The sequence below is a fragment of the Micromonospora sp. NPDC005553 genome, from assembly GCF_042871765.1.
In the GTDB taxonomy this organism is placed as follows: domain Bacteria; phylum Actinomycetota; class Actinomycetes; order Mycobacteriales; family Micromonosporaceae; genus Micromonospora.
On sequence record NZ_JBIAJD010000001.1, the window covers coordinates 12,141 to 35,805 of the forward strand.

A 23,665-nucleotide genomic window follows, 5' to 3' on the forward strand; every position below is an offset into this window, starting at 1 on the left:
TCAACGGGCGGCGACACGGGTGACCTCACCGGCGGACTCCTCACCCAGCGCCACCCGTACCAGCGCTGACGCGAGCCGGCCGAAGTCCGGTCCGTCGACGAGACCGGCGAGCCGGTCCGGGGACCCCGGCAGGCCCAGCCGCTTCGCCCCGGCCAGGGCCCGACGGTCGGCGTACGGGCGCACGTCCGACCAGACCGTCTGCGCCTCGCGCAGGTAGATGTCCGCGCCGGTGGGGCCGATGCCGGGGAATTCGGTGAGCCGCCGCCGCAGCCCGGCCGGGTCGCCCTGGGCCTCCCGGTGCAGGCGTCGCAGGTCACCGTGCCAACGGTCCAGGCACAGTCGGGCGCCGGTGCCGAGCATGGTGGCGGTCCGCTCGTCGTAGCGGCGGTAGTGGCCCCGCCCCAACGCGTCGACGCGCTCCTGCCAACTGGCCGCCTCCATCGCCTGTGGGGTGCGGTAGCCGGCGGCGAACAGTTCCCGCGCCGCGTCCACCGCCACGCACGCGCGGATCCGGGTGCTCAGCAGCGTGGTCAGCACCAGCAGCTGGTACAGCGGCCCCGGCCGGTCGGCGAGCCGGATGCCGGCCTCCTCCGCGTACGTGCGGCCACGCCGGTCGAGTAACACCCGCACCACACTTCGATCATTGCCCACCCGGTCGGGTTGCCCACTTGAGGAGCCGCTAGCCGTCGCACCGCTGGCCGAGGCCGGAATGCCATCGGGGCGGGCGGGTATGCCGACTGTGGAGGCGGCTTCTGCCGTCTGCCGTACCGGAGGGAGACACCCCGTGACGAACCCGCAGCAGCAGGAGTTGCGCCGCAACGCACTGGGCGCTACCAGCCAGGACAACAAGGGCCCCGCGCCGGGCGGGCATCCGGCCAACCGCGGCTCGTCGCGCGGTGACGCTGGTCGCCCGGTGCCCAAGGGGCAGGTGTCGCCGTACGGCCCGGCCGGTGAGCCGGTGGCCGAGGACGACAGCGACACCCGCTGACGGACCTAGCGACCGCGGCCTGGCGGCCGTCGCAACCTGTTCCAGGTGGCGGCGGCCGCCAGCCCGTAGGCGATGTGCGGGATGATGTCGGAGATCCAGTCGGAGCGCCGCCACGTACGCGGGTCGCTGATCCCGAGCACGGTGATCGACCCGTCTGTCATGGTCATGACGCCCGCGCCGAGCAGACCGGTGGCCACCGGCAACGGCTGACGTCGACCACCGGCGTAGAGCGCGAACCCGACGCCCGCGGCGACGCCCAACCCGTAACCGATCAGCGGACCGAGGCCCGAGCGGCGGTTGGCCGCCCGGGCCCCGTTTCCGAGGTCGACGTGCGCGATCCCGGCCAGCCGGTCGACGGTCTCCTGGGGGACGTCGCTCTCCGGCCGTCCCCGCAGTGCCATGTCCAGGTAGCTGACCACGTTCAGCGCGGTGCTGCCGACGGCGCCTGCGATCGCGCCGTCGGCCACGTCGACCGTCCTCACTTCGGGTCGCCCGGTTCGCGTTCGCTCTTCGGGCCGTACGTCCGGTCGCCGCGCACCACGCCCCGTTGACCGCGATCCTCCTGGAGGATCCTGTTCGCGACCTGGTTGGCCTTGCCGTCGGGTACTCGGCGTCCGGAGTCGTCGATCGCGTTACGCAACCGCGCGCGCTGCTTGTCGTAGGCGTTACTGCCCGGCCGTGGTCCTGGCATCTGTGCCTCCTTCGTCGGTCTGGGCACCTGGTGCTGCCCGCCGTCCGCTGGGCGTACCGCGGCCGTCTACCCGTCTGGCGGCGGACCAACCCCGGCGCACTACCGGGGCGCGCGGACCACGACCACCGGGCACTGCGCGTGGTGCAGCATCGACTGGCTCACCGACCCCAGCAGCAACCCGGTCACCTCGCCGCGCCCGCGCCCACCGACGACCGCCAGTTGGGCGGAGCGGGACGCCTCGGCGAGCACAGTGCCGGGTCGGCCGTGCACCACCTGGCAGGTCAACCGCAGACCCTGGTGGGCCTCGGTGAGCCCGGTCAGCCACCCGGCGAGCATCCGTTCCTGTTCGCCGCGCAGCTTCGCCTCGTCGTACACCAGGGGTTGCATGTCGCCCGGGCCGCTGCTGCCGGGATGTCGGTAGGCGTGCACCGCCTTCAGCGGCACGCCGAGTGACACTGCGGTCTCGGCGGCGAAGTCCGCCGCCAGCCGGGAGGCGTCCGAGCCGTCCACGGCGACCAGGACCGGCTCGTCGGGGCGTTGCGTGCCGCGCGCGACCAGCACCGGGCAGTCGGCGTACGCGGCGACCTGCACCGCGACCGAGCCGACCAGCAGCGCGGAGAAACCGCCCAGCCCGCGATCGCCGAGCACCATGAGCGCGGCGGTGGGGGACTCGCCCACCAGCACCGCGGCGGCCTCACCGTCGATGATCTCGCCGGAGATCGTCAACCCGGGCACTGTCGCCTCGGCCTCGCGCACCGCGGCCTCGACGAGTTCCTCGGCCCGGTGGCGCAGCCCACCGCCGGGAGGCGCGTCCGGGGCGGGGGCGACGGGTACGTGCAGCAGCGGCCAGATGAAGCCGTGCACGACCCGCAGTGGTCGGTGCCGGCGGGCCGCCTCGGCGGCGGCGAGGCGCACGGCGCGCAGCGCCGACTCCGAGCCGTCGACGCCGACCACCACCGCCGCGTTGTTCGCCGAGTTCACGGCCCACCTCCGCTCGCGGCCAGTATCGCGGGCCCGGACGCCCCCGCGTCGCGATACCGCCGAGCGCGTCCCGGTCGGTACGCTGGCGACGACCGGGGAGGGAGCGCCGCCGATGGGTGAACCAGACCAGCCGAGCACCGCTCGCATGATCGACTTTTGGCTCGGCGGGCAGCATCACTTCCCCGTGGACGTGGCCGCCGCGAACGCGTTCGAGCAGGCGTACGGGCCGTGCGCGCCGGTGTTCCGCGAGCTGCGGGCGTTCCTGGGCCGGGCGGTGCGGGCCATGGCCGAGCAGGGCGTGGACGGGTTCCTGGTGTTCGGCGCCGGAGTGCCGACGATGGGCAACGTGCACGAGGTCGCCGCCGACGCGACGGTGCTCTACACCGACGTCGACCCGGTCACCATCCGACTGGGACAGAGCATCCTCGCCGGCAGCGACCGGGCCGGCTACGGCTTCGGCGACGCGACCGACATCGGCACCGTCGACCCGGCGCAGCTGCACCGTTTCGTGCCGGGGTGGGGTCGGCGGCCGGTCGGAGTGGTCTTCCTGGGGTTGGCCGCGTTCCTCGACGACGCCACGCTGACCCGCACCCTCGACGAGCTGTACGCTGCCGCGGCGCCGGGCAGCCTGCTCGCTGTGGACTTCGACACCGAGGAGCTGGCCGGTCACCCGCAGGCGCTGGCCATGATGGGGCCGCAGTTCCGGATGCGTCCACCGGCGGCGTTCGCGCCCCTGCTGGGTCGGTGGGCGCCGACGGCGGACGGGATCGTCCCGGTTGCCGAGTGGCGTCCGGAAGGTCCGCCGGCGGAGGTGCCCGACGCGTTCCACGGTGTGCTGGCGACCCGCGCGGGTGACTGACCGCGCCGATCACCCGTCCGGCGGCGTCCGTATGATGCTTGCCCTACAGCAAGCTTCTGGGGAGGGCGACGATGGTAGACGCGCCGGACGTGGTGTCGCGCGCGTTGCGCGAGGCTCCGCCCGACCAGTTGGCGGAGGCGGCGGACCGGGCGATCCGGTCCGCGATGGGCGCGCTGCGCACCGACGTCTTCGTCGCCGACTACCGGATCAGCGGCCTGTGGCCGGTGCTGGATCCTGACCTGCCGGCGGCCGGTTTCCTGGCCTGCCACACGATGGCGCAGCGCTGCTTCAGCAGCCAGCAGCCGGTCCGCGATGGTGAGGGCCCCTGCCGGCTCTACCTGCCGTTGACCGTGTGGGGGGAGCGGCTGGGTGTGCTGCTGATCGAGCTGCCGGCCGTACCGAACGCGGCGGTCACCGGTCGGGCGACGGACATCGCCGGCGCTCTGGCGGTGGCGATGCGCGCGGCGGACCGGGAGACCGACCGCTACCGGCGGGCCCGCCGTCGGGAGCGACTGACGATGGCCGCCGAGATGCAGTGGGACCTCCTGCCCGGTCGTGGTGTGTCGCACCACGCGTTCGACCTGGCCGGCCAGCTCGAACCGGCGTACACGGTGGGTGGCGACCACTTCGACTGGTCGTTGGACGGCGACCGTCTCACCGTGACGGTGCTCAACGGCGAGGGCAACGGGCTGGCGGCGTCGCTGTTGACAGCCGTCACTGTCAACGCGATGCGCAACGCGCGTCGCTCCGGTGGCGGCCTGGTGGAGCAGGCCGAGCTGGCCTCGGACACGGTCTTCTACCAACACCGGGGCGCCCGGTACGTGGCCACCCTGCTGCTTGAGGTGGACACTCGCCTCGGCCGGGTGCGGGCCGTCGACGCGGGCTCGCCCCACCTGTTGCGGATGCGCGGGTCCACTGTCGAGCCGATGAAACTCGATCAGCAGCTGCCGCTGGGCATGTTCGCCGAGACCCGCTATGAGCTTCAGGAGATGCAACTCGTCCCCGGTGACCGGCTCTTCGTCGTCAGCGACGGGGTGTGGGCCGCCGAGCCGCCGGGCCAGGAGCCGTACGGGCAGCGGGCGATGGCACGTTCCCTGCGCGCCACGCGGTTGCAGCCGCCGGCCGAGGCGGTTGGTACGGTGATGCGCGAACTACACGCCTATCACGCAGATTCTGATCTGCGTGACGACGCCGTCGTGGTCTGTCTGGACTGGCACGGTCCACGCGAGCGGAGCATGGCGTGAGTTTCGCCGCCGCATTGCCGGGCGGGCACCAGCGCGACAACGGCAGGGGACATCAGGTGGACCGACCTGCGGATCTCGCCACGGCGATCACCACGGCCGCCGAGACGCTGATCGCCGTGCTGGAGTCGGCCGGGTCGCGGCACCAGGTGCCGCCCACCCAGCTGAGGGTGCTCACGCTGATCAGCGGTCGTCCGGAGACCAACGTCAACGGCCTGGCGGAGCTGCTGGACGTGGTGCCCTCGTCGGCGAGCCGCCTGTGCGACCGGTTGGAGGCGACCGGGCTGCTGCGTCGGGTGGCCGATCCGCGTGACCGGCGTGAGGTGCGGTTGGTGCCGACCGCTGCGGCGCTGACCCTGCTGGGGGAGTTGGCCGAGCGGCGGCAGCGCGCGGTGCAGGCGGTGCTGGACCGGATGCCGGCGCGGATGCAGCACGAGCTGCTGCTGGCGCTGGCCGGGTTCGCTCGGGCGGCGACGTCGGTGCCCGAGCAGCAGACCGATCCCGCCGTCCAGACGGCCTGAGCGCCACCCCTCTTCCACTAGTATCCTAGGACGCTCTACGCGTGGTGATCCACGCCACAGTGCGACACCGCCGCACCGGCAGCACGCAGCGGCGGCCGGCCAGCGAGAGGAAGCCCGATATAGTGGCAGCGCACCTACCCGGCCCGCGATCATCGAGATCGCGGGCCGTATCAGGGCAGGGGGCCCCACCCGGGGCCGCAGGGGAGAGCCGGCGCTGGTCGGCCCGACAGCGCGTACGACCCTCAGCCGCGCCCGGCGCCGGCCGGGGGCCCGCGTGCCGTGGAGGAGGATCGGTGTCGCGTCGGCCGGCTCGGGCAGAGCAACCGCGGGACACCGGTGACGAGACTCCCGGCAACCAGGTCCTCACCCTGCCCAACCTGATCAGCTTCGGGCGGCTGCTGGGCGTGCCGCTCTTCCTCTATCTGTTCCTGGTGGCGCGGGCCGACGTGGCGGCGGTCGTGGTGCTGGCCATCGGGGGCACCACCGACTGGGTCGACGGCTGGATCGCCCGCCGCCTGCACCAGGTCAGCCGCCTGGGCGAGTTGCTCGACCCGCTCGCCGACCGGCTCTACATCCTCGCCACCCTGATCGCCTTCACCGCGCGGGAGGTGGTGCCGTGGCAGTTCACCGCGGCGCTGCTGGCCCGTGAGGTGCTCCTGCTGGCCTCGCTGGCGGTGCTGCGTCGTTACGGCTACGGTCCGCCGCCGGTGCACTACGTGGGCAAGACCGCCACGTTCCTGCTGCTCGCGGCGTTCCCGGTGCTGCTGTTGGCCAGCGCGGCCACCGACGTGGCGACGGCGGCGAGCGCCATCGGTTGGGCGTTGGCCTGGTGGGGGCTGGTGCTGTACTGGGTGGCCGGCGCGATGTACGTCGTGCAGGCGGCCCGGCTGGTGCGCGCGGCGCGCGGTCCGGGAGCGGCGGCGTGAGCGCGCCTCGGCTGGGAAAGCCCGGCCAGGACCGGGTGTACGCGCCGGACTTCCTCACCGAGCTGTTCCGCAACCCGCTGGATCCGGGGTACGCGGACGCGGCTGCCGCCCGTCGGCGCTCGGCGGAGTCCGCTCCGGCGCGCGGGTGGCGGGCCTTGCCGGCACGGTCGGTGAGCCTGGTCGTGGTGGTGATGCTCGGTTTCCTGTTCGCGGTCGCGTACCGGCAGACGATGGCGGACGAGCCGGGGCGCAGCCAGGCCCGTTCGGGTCTGGTGGCGCAGATCAAGGAGCGGGAGCGCCAGACCGATCGGTTGTCCACTCGGGCGGACCAGCTGCGCGAGGAGGTCAGTCGGCAGCGGGACGCGGCGTTGACCGGTTCGGCCGCCGCCCGGTTGCGCAACCTGGAGGCGAGTACCGGGTTGGGCCGGGTCCGCGGTGATGGTGTGGTGGTGCGGTTGGCGGACGCGCCGGACAAGGCGGACGCGGTCACCGGTGCCGGCGCGGGGCCGCCGCGGGTGCTCTACAGCGACCTGCAGGGTGTGGCGAACGCGTTGTGGAGTGCTGGCGCGGAGGCGATCGCCATCAACGGGCAGCGGTTGACGTCGACGTCGACGATCCGGTCGGCGGGTGAGGCGATGCTCGTGGATTTCCGGCCGGTGACCGGGCCGTACGAGGTGTCGGCGATTGGGCCGGGTTCGATGCGGCGCAAGTTCGAGGACAGCCGGAATGCGGCGCTGATGCGGAAGGTCGCGCAGGGGACGGGGTTGTCGTTCGGTGTGCGGGAGGCGGATGACCTCACCCTGCCGGCGGCGCCGGAGCCGCAGCTACGCTACGCCAAGCCGTCGGTCAGTCCGAGCCCTTCCGCGTCGGGTGTCCGTTCCGGCAGTCCCGGGTCGTCCGGTCCGCGGACGACTGTTAGCCCCTCCGGAGGTGGCCGATGATCGCGGTGTTGGCGTTGCTCGCCGGTGTGGTGCTGGGCGTGTGGCTTGATCCCACGGTGCCGGCGGCGTTGCAGCCGTACCTGCCGATCGCGGTGGTGGCCGCGTTGGACGCGGTTTTCGGTGGGGTGCGGGCCCGGTTGGACCGCATCTTCGACGACAAGCAGTTCGTGGTGTCGTTCATTTCGAACGTGCTGGTGGCTGGTCTGATCGTGTATCTGGGTGACCAGTTGGGGGTGGGTGGGCAGTTGTCCACCGGTGTGGTCGTTGTGTTGGGGGTGCGTATCTTCGGCAACGTGGCGGCGATCCGTCGGCACCTGTTCCGGGCGTAGGTTGGGTTGCGATGAGTGACGAGCAGACCGACACGGGGACCGGGTGGCCGCAGCCGGTGGGTCCGGTGCGGCCGGGTGGGCCGGCGGGTGAGCCGGATCCGCGGCCGGATGCGCCGGATCCGGATGAGTTGAGCCCGTTGGCGCCGCAGGCGCCGGCGGATGACGAGCCTGTGGCGGAGCCAGGTGTGGAGCCGGTCGACGATGGTGCGACGGTGGACCTGAGCGCGGTGTCGCGGTCGGGGGAGCAGCCGGTTGCGGGTTCCGACGGGTCGGCGGCGCCGGTGACGGAGTCGGCGGCGCCGGTGGTGGCTGGCCGGTCCCGGTGGAGTGCGGCCGGGGTGATGATCGCCGCGTTGTTGGCGTTGCTGGGGTTCACGTTGGTCGTGCAGTTGAAGACGACGTCGACGGACCCGACTCTGGGTGCCACCCGTCAGGAGGACCTGGTCCGGATCCTGTCGGATCTGGATGCGCGGGAGAATCGCCTGCAGCAGGACATCCGGGCTCTGGAGGACAGCCAGCGGCAGTTGCGCTCGGGTGAGCAGGGTCGTCAGGCGGCGTTGGATGAGGCGACGCGGCGGGCGGACGAGTTGGGCATCCTGGCGGGGACGTTGCCGGCTGTGGGTCCGGGGTTGACTGTGCAGTTCGACGCCGGTGTGAAGCCGATTTCGGCGAACCGGGTGTTGGACGCGGTGCAGGAGCTGCGCGGTGCGGGCGCCGAGGCGATGCAGATTTCCGGTGGGGATCGGGCGACGGTGCGGATCATCGCGTCGACGTACTTCCTCGATGGGGAGAACAACGCGTCGTTGATCGTGGAGGGGCGTCGGTTGTCGGGGCCGTACACGATCACGGTGATCGGTGATCCGGCGACGATGCGTACGGCGTTGAACATTCCTGGTGGGGTGGTGGCGTCGGTCCGGGGTGACGGCGGTAACGTGACGTTTGGGGAGCGTGAGGTTGCCGAGGTTTCGGCGCTGCACGTGCCGATCAAGTTGGAACACGCCCGTCCGGTCTCCTGACCGGCGCGGCCGCGCCGGACCCGGGTGGTCCGGGGCACCGATGGATGAAGGACGCGTCTGGTGATTCCCGAGGATCTGCGATACACCGCCGAGCATGAGTGGGTGGCGGGTGACGGCACGGCTTCGGTCCGGGTCGGCATCACCCACTTCGCGCAGGACGCGCTCGGTGACATCGTGTACGTGCAGTTGCCCGAGGCGGGTGCGGTGGTCGCGGCCGGTGACTCGTTGGGTGAGATCGAGTCGACCAAGAGCGTGTCGGAGATCTACGCGCCGGTGGCCGGTACGGTGGCGGCGCGCAACGATGCGTTGGCTGACACGCCTGAGCTGATCAACACTGATCCGTACGGTGAGGGTTGGTTGGTGGAGATCACGCCGAACGATCCGACTGCGACGGATGGGTTGCTGACGGCGGCCGCGTATCAGAAGATCACCGAAGGCTAAGTGTGCTTGATCCGGTGCGCGGGATGTCTGCGCGCGTCCGGTTGCCCTGCATTTCGGCGCTGGCTAGGCTCGCCCAGTCGACCGAGAACCCAATAGTTGAGCGTTGCGGAATTGCCTTCCCGGGCACGGGGAGCCAGCCGCCGGGTGTTCAAGTGCCCGGCGGCCAGACCCGCCATTACCCGACGCCGACCGAACAGATCCGTGAGGTGGTCCCATGACGCGGCCAGACGACGAGTTCCCCCCACTCGACGTCACTTCGACGCTCAATCTCGGTTCGCTCGACGAAGTGCTGGAGGGGCCGGATACCGATGTGGTGCCGAGCCGGATGTCCGGTTCGTTGCCGCCGGGTATGGCGCTGCTGGTGGTTCGTCGAGGCCCGAATGCGGGTGCCCGGTTCCTGTTGGACCACGATGTGACGACCAGTGGCCGGCACCCGGACAGTGACATCTTCCTGGATGACGTGACGGTGTCGCGTCGGCACGCGGAGTTCCACCGTGATGGTGGGACGTTCACGGTGCGGGACGTGGGTAGCCTGAATGGCACGTACGTCAATCGTGAGCGGGTCGAGGCGGCCACGTTGAGCAATGGTGACGAGGTTCAGATCGGTAAGTTCCGGGTGGTGTTCATCGCCGGTCCGCGCCCGGAGGAGGAGGCCGGCCGGGGGTGAACGAGCCTGCGGCCTCCATGTCACCCGGGGCGGCTCGGTCTGAGCCGCTGATGAGCATCGGTGAGGTGCTTGGGCAGTTGCGGGTGGATTTTCCGGATACCACGATTTCGAAGCTGCGGTTTCTTGAGGCCGAGGGTTTGGTCGAGCCGCAGCGGACGGCGGCGGGTTACCGGAAGTACAGCTGGGACGATGTGGCGCGGTTGCGGTTCGTGTTGACCGCGCAGCGGGACAGGTACCTGCCGTTGCGGGTGATTCGGGAGCAGTTGGCCCAGTGGGATTCGTCCGGTGAGCAGCCGGAGCGGTCGCGGCCGGCGTTGGTTGCGGTTGGTCCTGATGGTGCGGTGCCGGGTCGTGAGTTCGCGGAGCCGGCCGAGTCGTCGCAGGTGCGGCTCGGCCGGGCGGATCTGGTGGCGCGCAGTGGGATCGACGAGTCGACGTTGGTGGAGTTGGAGCGGCTCGGTGTGCTGGTGTCGGATCCGCCGGGTTGGTATGACGGTGATGCTCTGATCATCGCGTCGGCGGTGGCGGGGTTGGCGGCGTACGGGTTGGAGCCGCGGCACCTGCGGGGTTATCGGACGGCGGCGGACCGGGAGGTCGGTTTGTTCGCGCAGTTGGTGGCGCCGTTGGCGCGGCAGAGTGATCCGGCGGCGCGGGCGCGGGCGGCGGAGACGGCGCGGGAGTTGGTGGCGTTGTCGGAGCAGTTGCACGCGGCGTTGGTGCGGGTGGGGCTGCGGTCGACGTTGGGTCGGTGAGGGTGCCCGGTGGGTGGCGGCTGAGCGGAAAGATCTCTTCCGGGAAGCGTGCCGTAGGCTTGCCGGGGTAACCCCTTTTCGGCGCGGGCGTGGTGCTGTAGCGCATGGGACGGCCGTGTTGCGGTCCGTGTACCGTGCAGGGAAAGGCGCGGTGCGGCGTAGGTGACAACGACACGGAGGCGGCGGTGCGCGAGCTGAGCGTGGTCGGAGTTCGGGTGGAGCTGCCCAGCAACCAGCCGATCGTCCTGCTCAGGGAGGTCGAGGGGGACCGCTATCTGCCGATCTGGATCGGCGCGGTCGAGGCGACGGCTATCGCTTATGAGCAGCAGGGGGTCAAGCCGGCCCGGCCGTTGACGCATGACCTTCTGCGGGACGTGTTGGCGGCGTTGAAGGCGCCCTTGCAGGCGGTGGAGATCACCGAGCTGAAGGAGAACGTCTTCTACGCTGATCTGTTGATCGGCGATGGGGTGCGGGTGTCGGCGCGGCCGAGCGATTCGATCGCGTTGGCGTTGCGGGTTGGTGCGCCGATTCGTTGTGCGGAGCAGGTCCTCAGCGAGGCGGGGATCGTTATCCCTGATGAGCAGGAGGACGAGGTGGAGAAGTTCCGCGAGTTCCTGGAGCAGGTGCGTCCGGAGGATTTCGCGGGCTGAGGTGTGCCTGGGCTCTGTTGGTGATCTTTCTCGGTGGCTGCGCGGCGTGTCGCGTCGGTTCCTCCGTGGTAACCCCTGACGGTGGCGATAGGGTTTCCATGTCGAGGGGTGCGCGTCGGAGGAAACGATGCGTCGCCACACTGACGGGGAGGTTGTCCGGATGCACGAGCCGCGGGATTCCGATCCGGGTGCAGAGTTCGACGAGTCGGGTGCCTCGTCGCCAGGTGTGGCGGCTGAGGGTGACGGTTCGGTTGGTTACCGAGGTGTGACGGCCTGCCATGCGGTGGGCATCAGTTACCGGCAGTTGGATTACTGGGCGCGGACGACGCTGGTGGTGCCGAGCGTTCGTGATGCCTCGGGTTCGGGGACGCAGCGGTTGTATTCGTTCCGGGACCTGGTGGTGTTGAAGGTCGTGAAGCGGTTGTTGGATGCGGGGGTGTCCCTGCAGAACATCCGTAAGGCGATCGAGGCGTTGCGGTCGCGTGGTGTGGAGGATCTGGCGGGGATCACGCTGATCTCTGATGGGACGACGGTGTACGAGTGCCGGTCTCCGGAGGAGGTGGTCGACCTGTTGCAGGGTGGCCAGGGGGTCTTCGGCATCGCGATCGGTGGGGCTTTCAAGGAGATCCAGGGGTCGTTGTCGCATCTGCCGGCGGAGCCGGCGACGAGCGGCCCGGTGGAGCCGGTGGTGGCGGCGGGCCCGGATCCGGTGGGTGACGAGTTGGCGGCGCGGCGGGCGCGGCGGCGCGCCGGCTGACAGTTCGATCTTTCGATTTTTTCCGGTTGTTTTCTCGCGACCGTCGGTGACGGTGGCGAGGGTTGATCGACCGTGTCGGTCCACTGTGGATACTGTGGGTGTCGTGTCGGTCGCCCACTGTGGAGATACCCATCGGTAGTGGTGACGCAGCGTGTCGTCGTGTTGTCGGGAATCCGATAAGGGGGCGCTGACCGGGGGCGGTTGACACGCTATGGTCCCTCACGGTTCTGGACCCTTCACCCCCCGGAAGGAACGACCGTGACGGTTACGGAAGAGACTGTTCCCGCCTCGCACTACGACCGCATTGGCGGTGCCAGTTCGGTCAAGGCGGCGGTTGAGCTGTTCTACGACAAGGTGCTCGCGGACCCGGAGTTGGCGGGCTATTTCGCTGGCGTGGACATGGCGGGTCAGCGGCGGCATCTGGCGTTGATGTTGACGGTGGTGCTGGGTGGCCCGAACGAGTACACGGGTCGCGGGTTGGACGAGGCGCACCAGCCGTTGAACATCACGGCGGGCCACTACGCGAAGGTGGGCGAGTACCTGACGGTGACGCTGACCGAGCTCGGAGTGCCGGCGGACGTCATCGCCGATGTGCAGACGGTGCTGGGGCAGGTGCAGGGCCAGGTGGTGGCTGCCGGGAACAGGTCGGGCGTCTGAGCGTGGACGCCGCTCGCCTCAAGCAGAGCTGGTCGGTGGTCGCCGGTCACGGCGACCAGGTGCCGCTCTACTTCTACTCGACGTTGTTCCTCGCCCATCCCGAGACGCGGCAGATGTTCCCCACGAACATGGCTGGTCAGCGGGATCGCCTCGTGACCGCGTTGGGTCACATCGTGTCCAACGTGGACCAGGTGGATCGGCTGGTTGGTTTCCTGCAGGATCTCGGCGCGGATCACCGCAAGTTCGCGGTCCGCGCGGAGCATTATCCGGCGGTCGGTGAGGCGCTGGTGGCGACGTTGCAGCATTTCCTCGCCGAGCAGTGGACCGACGAGTTGGCTGCGGACTGGACGGCGGCGTACGGGTTGGTCGCCCAGGTGATGGTGGAGGCCGCGCAGGCCGCTGAGGCGGTCAATCCGCCGTGGTGGGTGGCGGAGATCGTGGCGCATGAGCGGCGGGCGTTCGACGTGGCGGTGTTGACGGTGCGTCCGCAGTATCTGTTGCCGTTCACGCCGGGTCAGTCGATCGGGGTGTCGCACCCGTCGGTGCGGTCGTGGCGGTACTACTCGCCGGCGAACGCGCCGCGGGCGGACGGCACGTTGGAGTTGCATGTGCGGGCCGCGCCGGGTGGTGCGGTGTCGTCGCGGCTGGTGTACGGGTCGGCGGTGGGGGATCCGGTCCACCTGGCGGCGCCGGTGGGGGACCGGCTGGGGTTGTGGGCGGCGGGCTCCAGTGACCTGTTGCTGTTGGTGTCGGGTACCGGCTGGGCGCCGATGAAGGCGTTGGTGGAGCAGGTGGCCGCGGAGGGTTCCCGCCGGCGGGTGGACCTGTATGTGGGGGCCCGGTCCCGTAGCGAGTTCTACGACAGCGATGCGATCGACAAGTTGGCGTCGTCGTATCCGTGGTTGACGGTGACGTACGTGGTCGGTGCCGACATGCACCGGCCGGGGGAGTTCGTGCAGGCGGTGGACCGGGCGTTGGCCGACGGTGACTGGCGGTCCCGGCACGTGTTCGTGTGTGGGTCGGACGAGATGGTGTCGCACGCGGTGCGGACGTTGGTGCAGGCGGGCTACCACGCGGGTCAGGTGCACCACGAGGGCCTGGGCGCGCAGTGGTATGGCCCGGCGTGGCGCACGGCGGTGCAGCAGTCGGCTGCGGGTGGCACTTCGGGAGGTGGGCACAGGTGAGTGCGACGCCGATCAGTCGGTATGACGGGGTGCAGGTGTCCGGCGGTGTGCAGGTGCGGATGACCGCCGACCGGGTTCGGCGGTGGGAGTTCGGTGCGGCGTCGTTCGCTCGGCGTGGTTACGACAACGCTGATGTGGACCGGTTCCGGGTGCAGGTCGCTGACGAGTTGGACCTGTTGGCGACGCAGATCGCGACGTTGCGGGCGGAGAACGAGCGGCTGACCGACCGGGTGGAGTTGCACCGGCACGGGGTGATCCCGAGTACGGGGGCGGCGGCGAAGCTTCCGGCGGCGCGTGAGGTGAATCTGCTGTCGGCGGCGCAGCGGGAGGCCGAGCAGATAATCGCGCAGGCGCATGACTACGCGCGTCGGGTCGCCGAGTACGCCCGGGTGCAGTACGAGAGTTACCTGCACGCGGCGGAGGCGGAGGCGAAGCAGGAGGCGGAGCGGGCGGTGGCGGAGTACCGCAGCGCGGCGGGGTCGAGCTTCGACGACACGGTGGCGACCCGGGAGGCGTTGCGGATCTTCGGCGAGATGATGGTGTCGCACATGCAGGCGGCGGCGCGGCATCTCGACGACGGCAGTGAGCAGTTGGCGCGCACCATGGATCGGATCGCGGCGGAGACGCCGGGGGCGCCGTTCGTGGGTGGTGTGGTGGGTCAGTCGGCGTTGCCGCGGCACCAGCAGCGCTGAGTCGCCGGGTGGGGTGCGCTGACGTGGACCCCACCCGGTGCGCTGGCGGCGGTGGCATAGTCGGAGGGGTCAGGCGGGGCTGACCGGTGGCCCGCCCCGGGGGGAGGTGCCATCGTGTCGGTATCACCGTCTCCATCCGGCGGATCGGCGGACCCGCTGACCGCGTTGGAGGCGTCGGCGTGGGCGCTGGCGGCCGCTGTCGGCACCATGAGTGACGCCCTGTCGGCCCCGCTCGCCGAGGTCCTCGCGGCGTCGCCGCACCGCAGCGCGGTACTGGAAGCGGCCGGTCTGCTGTCCTGGGACGGCGGGACGCCGGTCGCGCACCCGTCGCTGGTGCCTGCCGACGGGCCGACCGGGCGCAGCGCGGTGCAGGCGCGGTTGAGTTCGCTGCGGCAGGCGGTCGCCGCGGCGGCGCAGGAGCCTTCCGGTGGGGGTGGCGCGGGCTGGGCGCAGGTCGACGACGAGGTGTTGCTGCATCAGGGTCGGGCGTCGGCGGCGACCGGCCGGGCGTTGGCGACCCGGGTGGTGCCCGAGTTGGCGGGGCTGGCGGAGCGCTTGGACTCGGCGGATGCCCGGGTGCTGGACGTGGGCACCGGCGTGGCGGCGTTGGCTGTCGCCCTGGCCCGCGCGTTGCCCCGGGTGTCGGTGGTGGGCATCGACGTGCTGCAGCGGGCGTTGGACCTGGCTCGCGGGGAGTTGGCCGAGGCGCGCGACGTCGCGGACCGGATCAGTGTGCGCCGGCAGGACGTCGCGGACGTGGCCGAGCCGGATGGGTACGACCTGGTCTGGGTGCCGGCGCCGTTTCTTCCCCAGCAGACGTTGGCGCTCGCGTTGCCCCGGTTGGTGCAGGCGCTGCGACCCGGTGGCTGGCTGGTGGCTGGCACCAATCCGCCGGCCGGGGACCCGTTGCGGGCGGCCGTCGACCGGTGGAACGCCGTCCGCAACGGCGGCAACGCCTTCGACGCCGACCGGATGGCGGCGGTGCTGGCGGAGGCCGGGTTGGGTGACGTTCGGCGTTTTCCGACGGTCCCCGGTGGGCCGGTGTTGGTCGCCGCGCACCGCCCCGGCGGCTGAGGGTCACACCTGGCGGGTGGGTGTCAGCCGAGCCCCTGCGGCGCGACGGGTCGGTCAGCTGGCGGCGGCGCGGACGGCCTCGACGATCGGGGTGGGTCCGTCGACGAGTTCCAGTGTCGCGCCGGTGGTGCCCGGTTCGTCGAGCAGCGCGGCGAGGACGTGGGCGACGTCGGTGCGGCTGATCGCGCCACTACCGGCGTGTGGGGTGAGGGTGACCCGCCCGGTGGGTGGGTCGTCGGTGAGCCGGCCGGGTCGCAGCACCGTCCAGGCCAGGTCGCGGCGGCGCAGGTCGTCCTCGGCGGCGCGTTTGGCGCGCAGGTACGCCGCCCACACGTCGTCGGTGCCGGGGGCGGGTGGTGTGTCCACGCCCATGGAGGAGACGAGCAGGTAGCGGTGGACGCCGGCGTGGGTGGCGGCGTCGGCGAGCAGCGCGGCGGCGGCCCGGTCGACGGTGTCCTTGCGGGCGGCGCCGCTGCCGGGACCCGCGCCGGCGGCGAAGACCACCGCGTCGGCGCCGTGCAGATGCTCGGCCACCTGTTCCGGCGGTGTGTGTTCCAGGTCGCAGACGACGGGGGTGGCGCCGGCGGCGCGTAGCGTCGCGGTCTGCTCAGGGTTGCGGATGAGGCCGACGGCGGTGTCGCCGCGCCCGACGAGGTGGCGTTGCAACAGTAGGGCAATCCTGCCGTGGCCTCCGGCGATGACGACGCGCATGCGCCCAACCTACCGGCGTCATCGGCTTGACCTTGACCTTCGGGCAACCCTGAGCCTGGTGGGTGCCGGTCGCCGTGACCGGCGCGAGGAGGATGTCGACGTGGGGCTGATGACCATCGGGGCGTTCGCCCGGGCGGCGAGGCTGACGCCGAAGGCGTTGCGTCTGTACGACCAGGGTGGGCTGTTGGTGCCGGCCGCTGTCGATCCGGAGTCCGGTTACCGGCTCTACGACCCGGCTCAGCTGCCGGTGGCGCGGCTGGTCGCCCAGTTGCGTCGGCTCGGTATGCCGCTGGCGACGATCCGGGTCGTGTGTGACCTGGAGCCGGCAGCGGCGGCTGACGCGGTCACCGCGTACTGGCGGCAGGTCAGCGCTGACACCGCGGCCCGCGCCCGGCTCGCCACCCTCCTCGTGGACCACCTGTCTGAAGGGGGTACCACCATGTCTGACCCGGATCCCACAGTTGTCGTTCGCTTTGCCGCCGGTTGTGACACCGGGCTGGTGCGCGACAGCAACGAGGACACCGCGTACGCCAGCGAGCGGTTGCTCGCCGTGGCCGACGGGATGCGGGGGCCCGGCGGCGCGGCCGCCAGCGCCGCCGCCGTCGACGCCCTGAAGCCGTTGGCCCTGACCGACGTGCCGGGCGCGGACCTGCTGACGATGCTGGGCGGCGCGGTGAGCGCCGCCGACAGTGCCGTGCACGGGTTGGCCACCGACACCGACCAGCCCGTCACGACGCTGACCGCGCTGCTGCTCAGCGGTTCCCGGCTGGCGCTGGTGCACGTCGGTGACACCCGGGCCTACCTGCTGCGCGGCGGTGAGTTGTCGTTGCTCACGCAGGATCACACCTGGGTGCAGACCCAGGTTGATCAGGGTCGGCTCGACCGGGACCAGGCCGCGACGCATCCGCAGCGCGCGGTGCTGGTGCGTGCCCTCGGTGGCGGCCGGCAGGTCGAGGCGGATCTGGCGCTGCGTACCGCGGTGCCGGGTGACCGGTACCTGTTGTGCTCCGACGGGCTGTCCGCGGTCGTCGACCGGGCCGGGTTGGGGTCGGCGTTGGCTGCGACGGACGATCCCGAGGACACGGTGCGGGCGCTGATCGATCTGGCGCGGGCCGAGGGGGCCCCGGACAACATCGCCTGCGTCGTCGCCGACGTCCTAGCCGCATAACCGTCATCGCCGCATGGCCGTCGTCCGCGCCGGGTGGGGCCGCCCACCCGGCGCGGGCTCGGCGTCAGCGGCCCGGTTGAGGCAGCATGGAGAGGTGATGGAGAGCTTCGACGCGTTGCACTCGCTGGTGGCCGGTGGCGGGGTGGTGGTGCTCAGCGGCGCCGGCCTGTCCACCGAGTCGGGAATTCCGGACTACCGGGGGCCCAGCGGGGTCGCGCGGCGGCACACGCCGATGACCTTCCAGGCGTTCACCCGCGATCCCCTCGCGCGGCGCCGCTACTGGGCGCGCAGCCACCTGGGCTGGCGGCTGATCGCGGGCGCGGCGCCCAACGCCGGGCACCGGGCGGTGGCCGGGTTGCAGCACGCCGGGCTGGTCGACACGGTCATCACCCAGAACGTCGACGGTCTGCACGGTGCGGCCGGCAGCCCGTCGGTGATCGAGTTGCACGGCCGCCTCGACGAGGTGACCTGCCTGGACTGCGGCAACCTCACCTCCCGGGAGGAACTGCACCGGCGGTTGCGCGAGGCCAACCCGGAGTTCGTGGCCCGCGTCGCCGCCGTCAACCCGGACGGTGATGTTGATCTCCCCGATGAGCAGGTGGAGGCGTTCCGGCCGGTGGACTGCGGGATCTGCGGCACCGGGATGCTGAAACCAGACGTGGTGTTCTTCGGTGAGACGGTGCCGCCGCAGCGGGTGGCGCGGTGTTTCGCGGCCGTGGAGCAGGCCCGCGCGTTGCTGGTGCTCGGGTCGTCGTTGACGGTGATGTCCGGGCGCCGGTTCGTGATTCGGGCCGCGAAACGGGGCATCCCGGTCGCGATCGTCAACCAGGGGCCGACCCGGGGTGACGATCACGCCACCGTGTGCGTCGACGCGCCGCTGGGCGCGGTGCTGCCGCAGCTGGCCGCGCGGGTCGGCGCCGGGACGCCGCTGGGGGTCTGACGGGCCAGCCCCGGATGGGCACCCCGGCCAGGAGGGGGAACATCAGCCCCCCGGGGGTAGGACATCTGCCGGAAACACCGACGCTGGTAGCGTTGACCACGCCGGTAACACCCACGTGGGAGAGACCGCCCGACAGCACGCAGGGCGGCGCCGAAGGGGCAAATCCTCCCCGGAACCTCTCAGGCAAAAGGACCTCGTGGGCAGGCGCTGTGGAGTGCCCCTGTGGGTGCGACAGAGGGGGAGGCCGACACGTCGACCTCGCCCCGGGAGCGCCCCCTATGACCGTAGAGCAGTTCGCCACCCGTCACATCGGTCCCGGCCCCGACGATGAGCGTCGGATGCTGGAGGTCGTCGGGCACGACTCGATCGACGAGCTGATGGACGCCGCGATCCCCGAGGTGATCCGCTGGCACGGCACCCTCGACCTGCCCGCGGCGGCCACCGAGGCCGAGACGATCGCCGAGCTGCGGGCCCTCGCGGCGCGTAACACCGTCGCCGTCTCCATGATCGGGCTCGGGTACCACGGCACGCACACCCCGGCCGTGATCCGCCGCAACGTCCTCGAAGACCCGGCCTGGTACACGGCGTACACGCCGTACCAGCCGGAGATCAGCCAGGGCCGGTTGGAGGCGCTGCTGAACTTCCAGACCATGGTCACCGACCTGACCGGCCTGGCCACCGCGAACGCCTCCATGCTCGACGAGGGCACCGCGGCGGCGGAGGCGATGACCCTGGCGCGGCGGGCTTCCAAGAGCAAGAGCGGCGTGTACGTCGTCGACGCCGACGCGTTGCCGCAGACCATCGCGGTGATCACCAGCCGGGCCGAGCCGCTCGGCATCGACGTGCGGGTCCTCGACGTGCAGCGTGACGAGTTGCCGGCGGAGTTCTTCGGCCTGCACCTGCAGTATCCGGGGGCGTCCGGTGCGGTACGCGACCACGCCGGCCTCGTGGAGGCGGCGCACGCCGTCGGCGCCCTGGTGACCGTGGCGGCGGACCTGCTGGCGTTGACGCTGCTGCGCGCACCGGGGGAGATCGGCGCGGACATCGCCGCCGGCACCACCCAGCGTTTCGGCGTACCCATGGGCTTCGGTGGGCCGCACGCCGGTTACCTGGCGGTGCGGTCGGGCCTGGAGCGGATGCTGCCCGGGCGCCTGGTCGGGGTGTCGCGCGACGCGGACGGCAACCCGGCCTACCGGTTGGCGTTGCAGACCCGTGAGCAGCACATCCGCCGGGAGAAGGCGACCAGCAACATCTGCACCGCGCAGGTGCTCCTGGCTGTGATGGCCGGCATGTACGCCGTCTACCACGGCCCGGACGGGCTGCGCGCCATCGCGACGCGTACCCATGCGATGGCGGCGCGGGTCGCGGCCGGGTTGCGCGCCGGTGGGGTGGACGTCGCGGACGTCGCGTTCTTCGACACCGTCACCGCGACCGTGCCCGGGAGGGCCGCCGAGGTGGTGGCCGCCGCCGCGGAGCGTGGTGTCAACCTGCGGCTGGTCGACGCCGACCGGGTGGGGGTGTCCTGCGACGAGACCACGACCGACGCGCACCTGGCGCAGGTGTGGGCGGCGTTCGGGGTGCCCGCGTTCGACGCCGACGCGGACGCGGCGCTGCCCGTCGACCTGATTCGCGGCAGCGACTTCCTCACCCACCCGGTGTTCCGCAGCCACCACTCGGAGACGGCGATGCTGCGCTACCTGCGGCGGTTGTCGGACTTCGACTACGCCCTGGACCGGGGCATGATCCCGCTCGGGTCGTGCACGATGAAGCTGAACGCGACCACCGAGATGGAGCCGGTCAGCTGGGCGGAGTTCGCGAACATCCACCCGTTCGCCCCGGACGCGCAGACCGCCGGGTACCGGGAGATGATCGGTCAGCTGGAGTCGTGGCTGGCCGAGGTGACCGGGTACGACGCGGTCAGCGTGCAACCCAACGCCGGATCGCAGGGTGAGCTGGCCGGCCTGTTGGCGATCCGCTCGTACCACGCGTCGCGGGGGGAGACGCACCGCGATGTGTGTCTGATCCCGTCGTCGGCGCACGGCACGAACGCGGCGTCGGCGGTGATGGCCGGGATGCGGGTCGTGGTGGTGACCTGCGACGACGACGGCAACGTCGACCTCGTCGACCTCGACGCGAAGATCGACAAGCACCGCGACGCGCTCGCCGCGATCATGGTGACGTACCCGTCCACGCACGGTGTGTACGAGACGGGCATCGCGTCGCTGTGCGCGAAGGTCCACGACGCGGGCGGGCAGGTGTACGTCGACGGGGCGAACCTCAACGCCCTGGTCGGGTTCGCCAAGCCCGGCAAGTTCGGCGCGGACGTGTCGCACCTGAACCTGCACAAGACGTTCTGCATCCCGCACGGCGGCGGCGGCCCGGGGGTGGGCCCGGTGGCGGTGCGCGCGCACCTGGCGCCGTTCCTGCCCGGTGACCCGCTGGGCGCGCACGTCGACGCCACGCCGGCGATCTCGGCGGCGAAGTACGGGTCGGCGGGGATCCTGCCGATCCCGTGGGCGTACCTGCGGATGATGGGTGCCGAGGGGCTGACCCGGGCCACCGGTGTGGCGGTCCTCGCGGCGAACTACGTGGCGGCGCGGCTGCGGGGGCACTTCCCGGTGCTGTACGCCGGCAACAAGGGCCTGGTGGCCCACGAGTGCATCCTCGACCTGCGGCCGTTGACGAAGGCGACCGGGGTGAGCGTCGACGACGTGGCGAAGCGGCTGATCGACTACGGCTTCCACGCGCCCACGATGTCGTTCCCGGTGGCGGGAACGCTGATGGTGGAGCCGACCGAGAGCGAGGACCTGGCCGAGCTGGACCGGTTCTGCGACGCGATGATCGCGATCCGCGCGGAGATCGAGCAGGTGGGTTCCGGGGCGTGGCCGGCGGGGGACAATCCCCTGGCGAACGCGCCGCACACCGCGGCGATGGTCAGCGGTGACGAGTGGTCGCACGCGTACCCGCGGTCGGTGGGCGCGTACCCGGCCGGGGTGGACCGGGCCGGGAAGTACTGGCCGCCGGTGCGGCGCATCGACGGCGCGTACGGCGACCGGAATCTGGTCTGCTCGTGCCCGTCGCCGGAGGCGTTCGAGGACTGACGACGCCGCAGCCGGTCGAGACTGACGACGGCGCGCCGGGGCGGGCGGTACGGCCTGCCCCGGCAGCCGCTGCGACCTGGGCGGGGACGTCCCTTACCGGGGGACTAGCCTGGGTCGACGGCGGCTAAACGGTGACGCTGAGTGGTCGGTCAGGCCACGAGAGCGTGGCGGGCGGGACCGCGGTGCGGTGCGATGCTGCTGCCGTCAGGAAGCAGCTCGCCGGTGTCCTCGAAGACGATGACGCCATTGCAGAGCAGGCTCCAGCCCTGCTCACGGAAGCAGGCGAGGACCCGCGCGGCTTCCCGGTCGGTGGCTTCAGCGGAGGGGCAGGTCGGTTGGTGCTGGCACATCGGGTTCTCCGGACTGTGGGGGCACTGTGTCATGGTTCACATGACCAGTGACGCACAGTACCAAGCGAAAGTGTCCAGCATCGAGCAGGTGCCCGCCTGGTGCACGGGAAATCCACTGAACGGATGAGGAAGGTTGGACCGTACGGCGTGGAAACGCTCCCAAAGGTGTTCGCTGCGAGCAGCGGCCCGGCTGCGACTGTCGATGTACCCGCCGCGCCGGCCGCGTGCCGGGGCGCGCTGACCGAACGCGCCCGTCTGCACTGGTCCCTCGGCGACGGCGGCGACCCCGCGGCCCTCGCCGAGGAGTTCCTCGCCGCGCACGGCCTACCCCTGCACGACCTGACCCGACCCGCCACCGGCCAGCACGGCGCCGGGGTCTGCGGCGCGGCGCTGTACCTGTCCGCCGCCGCCGGGGCGCTGCTGGCCGGCGCACCCACCGGGGCGCCCGAGCCCGCACCGGCCCTACCCGACCTCGTCGTCGTGGTCTACCAGCACGGCCCCACCCGGTTCACCCGGCCCGGACCACCGCCACCGTGGTGGCTGGGCGACTGGGTCGAGAGCTGGACCCCCGGCCAGCACGCCGACGCCGTCGACGCGGTCCGCGCCGCCATCGGCCGCGGCGACGTCTACCAGAGCAACCTCGTCGGCCACGCCGCCGCCCCCTACAGCGGCGACCCGCTGCCCGCCCTGAAGCGCCTCGGCGCGCTGCCCGGCGCCCGCTACGGCGGCGTCCTCACCGGCGACGGCTGGGCCATCGGCTGCGCCTCCCCGGAAACCCTCGTCGAGGTCACCGACGGGCAGGTGATCACCCGACCGATCAAGGGGACCCGCCCGGCCACCGCCGCCGGCCGCGCCGAGCTGCTCGCCAGCGCCAAGGAACGCGCCGAACACATCATGATCGTCGACCTGGAACGCAACGACCTCGCCCGCATCGCCCGCACCGGCACCGTCACCGTCGACGAACTGTTCGCCGTCCGCCGCTGGTGCGACCTGTGGCAGGCCGAGTCGACGGTGCGCGCCGCCGCCGCCGACGGCCTCGGCCTCGCCGACCTGCTGCGCGCCACCTGCCCCGGCGGCTCCGTCACCGGCGCCCCGAAACTCGCCGCCCTGAGCCAGATCAGCGCCCTCGAACCCGTCGGACGCGGCGCCAGCATGGGCGCGCTGGGCTGGGTCACCCCGGGCCACGTCGACCTGGGCCTGACCATCCGCACCGCCGCCGCCGACGGCCAACGACTGCACACCTGGGCCGGCGGCGGCATCACCTGGGACAGCGACGCACACGCCGAGGTCGCCGAGGCCGCCGCGAAGACCACCCCGATCCGCGCCACCCTGGCCGGGCGCTGACCGCGGCACCGCACGGCGATACGCTGAACCCCATGACCATGCGGCCCATCCGGATCATCGGCGACCCTGTCCTGCGCACCGGATGCGAACCGGTCACCACCTTCGACGCCGAGCTACGCGCCCTCGTCACCGACCTGATGGACACCCTGCTCGGCGCCCCCGGCCGCGCCGGCGTCGCCGCACCGCAGATCGGCGTCAGCGCCCAGGTGTTCGTCTACGACGCCGACGGGCACCGCGGCCACCTCATCAACCCCACCCTCGAACTGTCCGACGAACTCCAGGACGACGAGGAGGGCTGCCTGTCCATCCCCGGGCTGTACTTCCCGACCGTGCGGGCCCTGCACGCCACCGCCCACGGCGTCGACCAGCACGGTGAGCCACTGACCATCACCGGCAGCGGGTTCCTGGCCCGCGCCCTGCAACACGAGACCGACCACCTGGGCGGGCGGCTCTACGTCGACACCCTGCGCGGCGACACCCGCCGCCGCGCCCTGCGCGAGATCCGCGCCGGACGCTTCGACTCACCCAGCCGACGCGGCTAAGGCCGGTTTCGTAAGGGCGGTCGAGCCGAGGCGGAGTCCGGGCGGCGATCCGGCAAGGCGCGGTTGCGTCCGGATACCGGTGTTGTATCCGGACGCAACCGCAACGCCGCCGGTCGTCGTCCGGGCCCGCCGCAGGCCGGCC

28 protein-coding genes and 1 riboswitch are annotated in these 23,665 nt (G+C 71.6%); of the genes, 22 read left to right on the forward strand and 6 right to left on the reverse strand.

Annotation, left to right across the window (positions count from 1 at the left end):
• Complete coding sequence (locus ACFYPG_RS00055) at window positions 1-651, reverse strand: hypothetical protein (RefSeq protein WP_387349162.1); 651 nt, start codon at window positions 649-651, stop codon at window positions 1-3.
• Window positions 652-784: 133 nt separating this feature from the next.
• Here ACFYPG_RS00055 and ACFYPG_RS00060 point away from each other — a divergent pair, with 133 nt between their 5' ends.
• A complete protein-coding gene (locus ACFYPG_RS00060; protein ID WP_355007565.1) occupies window positions 785-988 on the forward strand; it encodes a hypothetical protein in 204 nt (67 codons plus the stop codon).
• A 5-nt stretch (window positions 989-993) separates the two neighbouring features.
• On the opposite strand, the gene ACFYPG_RS00065 is transcribed toward ACFYPG_RS00060, so the two are convergent.
• The 3 genes from ACFYPG_RS00065 to ACFYPG_RS00075 all read right to left on the reverse strand — a co-directional run bounded on the left by ACFYPG_RS00065 (window position 994) and on the right by ACFYPG_RS00075 (window position 2,660).
• The gene (locus ACFYPG_RS00065; RefSeq protein ID WP_387349164.1) at window positions 994-1,470 is read right to left on the reverse strand and encodes a hypothetical protein; all 477 of its coding nucleotides are present in this window, start codon (window positions 1,468-1,470) and stop codon (window positions 994-996) included.
• Window positions 1,467-1,679: a phosphatidylethanolamine-binding protein gene (locus ACFYPG_RS00070; protein ID WP_088989541.1), complete on the reverse strand. Its 213-nt coding sequence runs from the start codon at window positions 1,677-1,679 to the stop codon at window positions 1,467-1,469. Before ACFYPG_RS00070 ends, ACFYPG_RS00065 begins: the two co-directional genes overlap by 4 nt.
• 99 nt (window positions 1,680-1,778) lie before the next feature.
• On the reverse strand, window positions 1,779-2,660 hold the full coding sequence (locus ACFYPG_RS00075; protein WP_387349166.1) for a universal stress protein: 882 nt from the start codon (window positions 2,658-2,660) through the stop codon (window positions 1,779-1,781).
• Window positions 2,661-2,772: 112 nt separating this feature from the next.
• On the opposite strand from ACFYPG_RS00075, the gene ACFYPG_RS00080 reads away from it, so the two are divergent.
• The 16 genes from ACFYPG_RS00080 (at window position 2,773) to ACFYPG_RS00155 (ending at window position 15,367) form a co-directional block, all read left to right on the forward strand.
• Complete coding sequence (locus ACFYPG_RS00080; protein ID WP_387349167.1) at window positions 2,773-3,519, forward strand: SAM-dependent methyltransferase; 747 nt, start codon at window positions 2,773-2,775, stop codon at window positions 3,517-3,519.
• A 71-nt stretch (window positions 3,520-3,590) separates the two neighbouring features.
• Window positions 3,591-4,763 (forward strand): PP2C family protein-serine/threonine phosphatase, encoded by a 1,173-nt coding sequence (locus ACFYPG_RS00085; protein WP_387349169.1) that lies wholly within the window; start codon window positions 3,591-3,593, stop codon window positions 4,761-4,763.
• Between the two features lie 56 nt (window positions 4,764-4,819).
• Window positions 4,820-5,281, forward strand: coding sequence for a MarR family transcriptional regulator (locus tag ACFYPG_RS00090; protein WP_355007560.1), 462 nt, complete (start codon window positions 4,820-4,822; stop codon window positions 5,279-5,281).
• A 293-nt stretch (window positions 5,282-5,574) separates the two neighbouring features.
• Window positions 5,575-6,207, forward strand: a complete 633-nt coding sequence (locus ACFYPG_RS00095) for a CDP-alcohol phosphatidyltransferase family protein (RefSeq protein ID WP_355007559.1) — start codon at window positions 5,575-5,577, stop codon at window positions 6,205-6,207.
• Window positions 6,204-7,148 (forward strand): DUF881 domain-containing protein, encoded by a 945-nt coding sequence (locus tag ACFYPG_RS00100; RefSeq protein WP_355007558.1) that lies wholly within the window; start codon window positions 6,204-6,206, stop codon window positions 7,146-7,148. The genes ACFYPG_RS00095 and ACFYPG_RS00100 overlap by 4 nt, the downstream gene beginning before the upstream one ends.
• Window positions 7,145-7,477, forward strand: a complete 333-nt coding sequence (locus ACFYPG_RS00105; RefSeq protein WP_030327710.1) for a small basic family protein — start codon at window positions 7,145-7,147, stop codon at window positions 7,475-7,477. Before ACFYPG_RS00100 ends, ACFYPG_RS00105 begins: the two co-directional genes overlap by 4 nt.
• Window positions 7,478-7,488: 11 nt before the next feature.
• On the forward strand, window positions 7,489-8,493 hold the full coding sequence (locus tag ACFYPG_RS00110) for a DUF881 domain-containing protein (protein ID WP_387349171.1): 1,005 nt from the start codon (window positions 7,489-7,491) through the stop codon (window positions 8,491-8,493).
• A gap of 60 nt (window positions 8,494-8,553) precedes the next feature.
• Window positions 8,554-8,934 carry a glycine cleavage system protein GcvH gene (gene gcvH, locus ACFYPG_RS00115; RefSeq protein WP_091397961.1) on the forward strand — a complete coding sequence of 127 codons (381 nt, stop codon included), beginning with the start codon at window positions 8,554-8,556 and terminating at the stop codon, window positions 8,932-8,934.
• 214 nt (window positions 8,935-9,148) lie between these two features.
• A complete protein-coding gene (locus ACFYPG_RS00120; RefSeq protein WP_007071101.1) occupies window positions 9,149-9,601 on the forward strand; it encodes an FHA domain-containing protein in 453 nt (150 codons plus the stop codon).
• A 50-nt stretch (window positions 9,602-9,651) separates the two neighbouring features.
• Window positions 9,652-10,353, forward strand: a complete 702-nt coding sequence (locus tag ACFYPG_RS00125) for a MerR family transcriptional regulator (RefSeq protein WP_355007556.1) — start codon at window positions 9,652-9,654, stop codon at window positions 10,351-10,353.
• A 185-nt stretch (window positions 10,354-10,538) separates the two neighbouring features.
• On the forward strand, window positions 10,539-11,003 hold the full coding sequence (locus tag ACFYPG_RS00130; protein ID WP_030327706.1) for a bifunctional nuclease family protein: 465 nt from the start codon (window positions 10,539-10,541) through the stop codon (window positions 11,001-11,003).
• A gap of 160 nt (window positions 11,004-11,163) precedes the next feature.
• Entirely contained in the window at window positions 11,164-11,760 is a 597-nt protein-coding gene (locus tag ACFYPG_RS00135) for a MerR family transcriptional regulator (RefSeq protein ID WP_355007555.1), read from the forward strand.
• Window positions 11,761-12,018: 258 nt separating this feature from the next.
• Entirely contained in the window at window positions 12,019-12,417 is a 399-nt protein-coding gene (locus ACFYPG_RS00140) for a group 1 truncated hemoglobin (protein WP_355007554.1), read from the forward strand.
• Between the two features lie 2 nt (window positions 12,418-12,419).
• The gene (locus ACFYPG_RS00145; protein WP_355007553.1) at window positions 12,420-13,601 is read left to right on the forward strand and encodes a globin domain-containing protein; all 1,182 of its coding nucleotides are present in this window, start codon (window positions 12,420-12,422) and stop codon (window positions 13,599-13,601) included.
• Window positions 13,598-14,293, forward strand: a complete 696-nt coding sequence (locus ACFYPG_RS00150) for a cell division protein DivIVA (RefSeq protein WP_355007552.1) — start codon at window positions 13,598-13,600, stop codon at window positions 14,291-14,293. The genes ACFYPG_RS00145 and ACFYPG_RS00150 overlap by 4 nt, the downstream gene beginning before the upstream one ends.
• Before the next feature lie 114 nt (window positions 14,294-14,407).
• Window positions 14,408-15,367, forward strand: coding sequence for an SAM-dependent methyltransferase (locus tag ACFYPG_RS00155; protein WP_387349174.1), 960 nt, complete (start codon window positions 14,408-14,410; stop codon window positions 15,365-15,367).
• Window positions 15,368-15,421: 54 nt separating this feature from the next.
• Here the strand turns inward: ACFYPG_RS00155 and ACFYPG_RS00160 are convergent, their stop codons facing one another.
• A complete protein-coding gene (locus ACFYPG_RS00160; RefSeq protein ID WP_355007550.1) occupies window positions 15,422-16,078 on the reverse strand; it encodes an NAD(P)H-binding protein in 657 nt (218 codons plus the stop codon).
• Between the two features lie 100 nt (window positions 16,079-16,178).
• Here ACFYPG_RS00160 and ACFYPG_RS00165 point away from each other — a divergent pair, with 100 nt between their 5' ends.
• The 3 genes from ACFYPG_RS00165 (at window position 16,179) to gcvP (ending at window position 21,287) form a co-directional block, all read left to right on the forward strand.
• On the forward strand, window positions 16,179-17,246 hold the full coding sequence (locus tag ACFYPG_RS00165; RefSeq protein ID WP_387350847.1) for a MerR family transcriptional regulator: 1,068 nt from the start codon (window positions 16,179-16,181) through the stop codon (window positions 17,244-17,246).
• A gap of 97 nt (window positions 17,247-17,343) precedes the next feature.
• Entirely contained in the window at window positions 17,344-18,186 is an 843-nt protein-coding gene (locus tag ACFYPG_RS00170) for an NAD-dependent protein deacetylase (protein WP_387349175.1), read from the forward strand.
• Between the two features lie 106 nt (window positions 18,187-18,292).
• A riboswitch (glycine riboswitch) is annotated at window positions 18,293-18,391 on the forward strand.
• Between the two features lie 73 nt (window positions 18,392-18,464).
• The gene (gcvP, locus tag ACFYPG_RS00175; protein ID WP_387349177.1) at window positions 18,465-21,287 is read left to right on the forward strand and encodes an aminomethyl-transferring glycine dehydrogenase; all 2,823 of its coding nucleotides are present in this window, start codon (window positions 18,465-18,467) and stop codon (window positions 21,285-21,287) included.
• Window positions 21,288-21,436: 149 nt separating this feature from the next.
• Here the strand turns inward: gcvP and ACFYPG_RS00180 are convergent, their stop codons facing one another.
• Entirely contained in the window at window positions 21,437-21,637 is a 201-nt protein-coding gene (locus tag ACFYPG_RS00180) for a DUF5999 family protein (protein ID WP_007460326.1), read from the reverse strand.
• Between the two features lie 123 nt (window positions 21,638-21,760).
• Between ACFYPG_RS00180 and ACFYPG_RS00185 the strand changes: the two genes are divergently transcribed.
• Both ACFYPG_RS00185 and def read left to right on the forward strand, forming a co-directional pair.
• Window positions 21,761-22,981, forward strand: a complete 1,221-nt coding sequence (locus ACFYPG_RS00185) for a chorismate-binding protein (protein WP_387349179.1) — start codon at window positions 21,761-21,763, stop codon at window positions 22,979-22,981.
• Between the two features lie 32 nt (window positions 22,982-23,013).
• Window positions 23,014-23,523 (forward strand): peptide deformylase, encoded by a 510-nt coding sequence (def, locus tag ACFYPG_RS00190; RefSeq protein WP_387349180.1) that lies wholly within the window; start codon window positions 23,014-23,016, stop codon window positions 23,521-23,523.
• The last annotated feature ends 142 nt before the right edge of the window (window positions 23,524-23,665 follow it).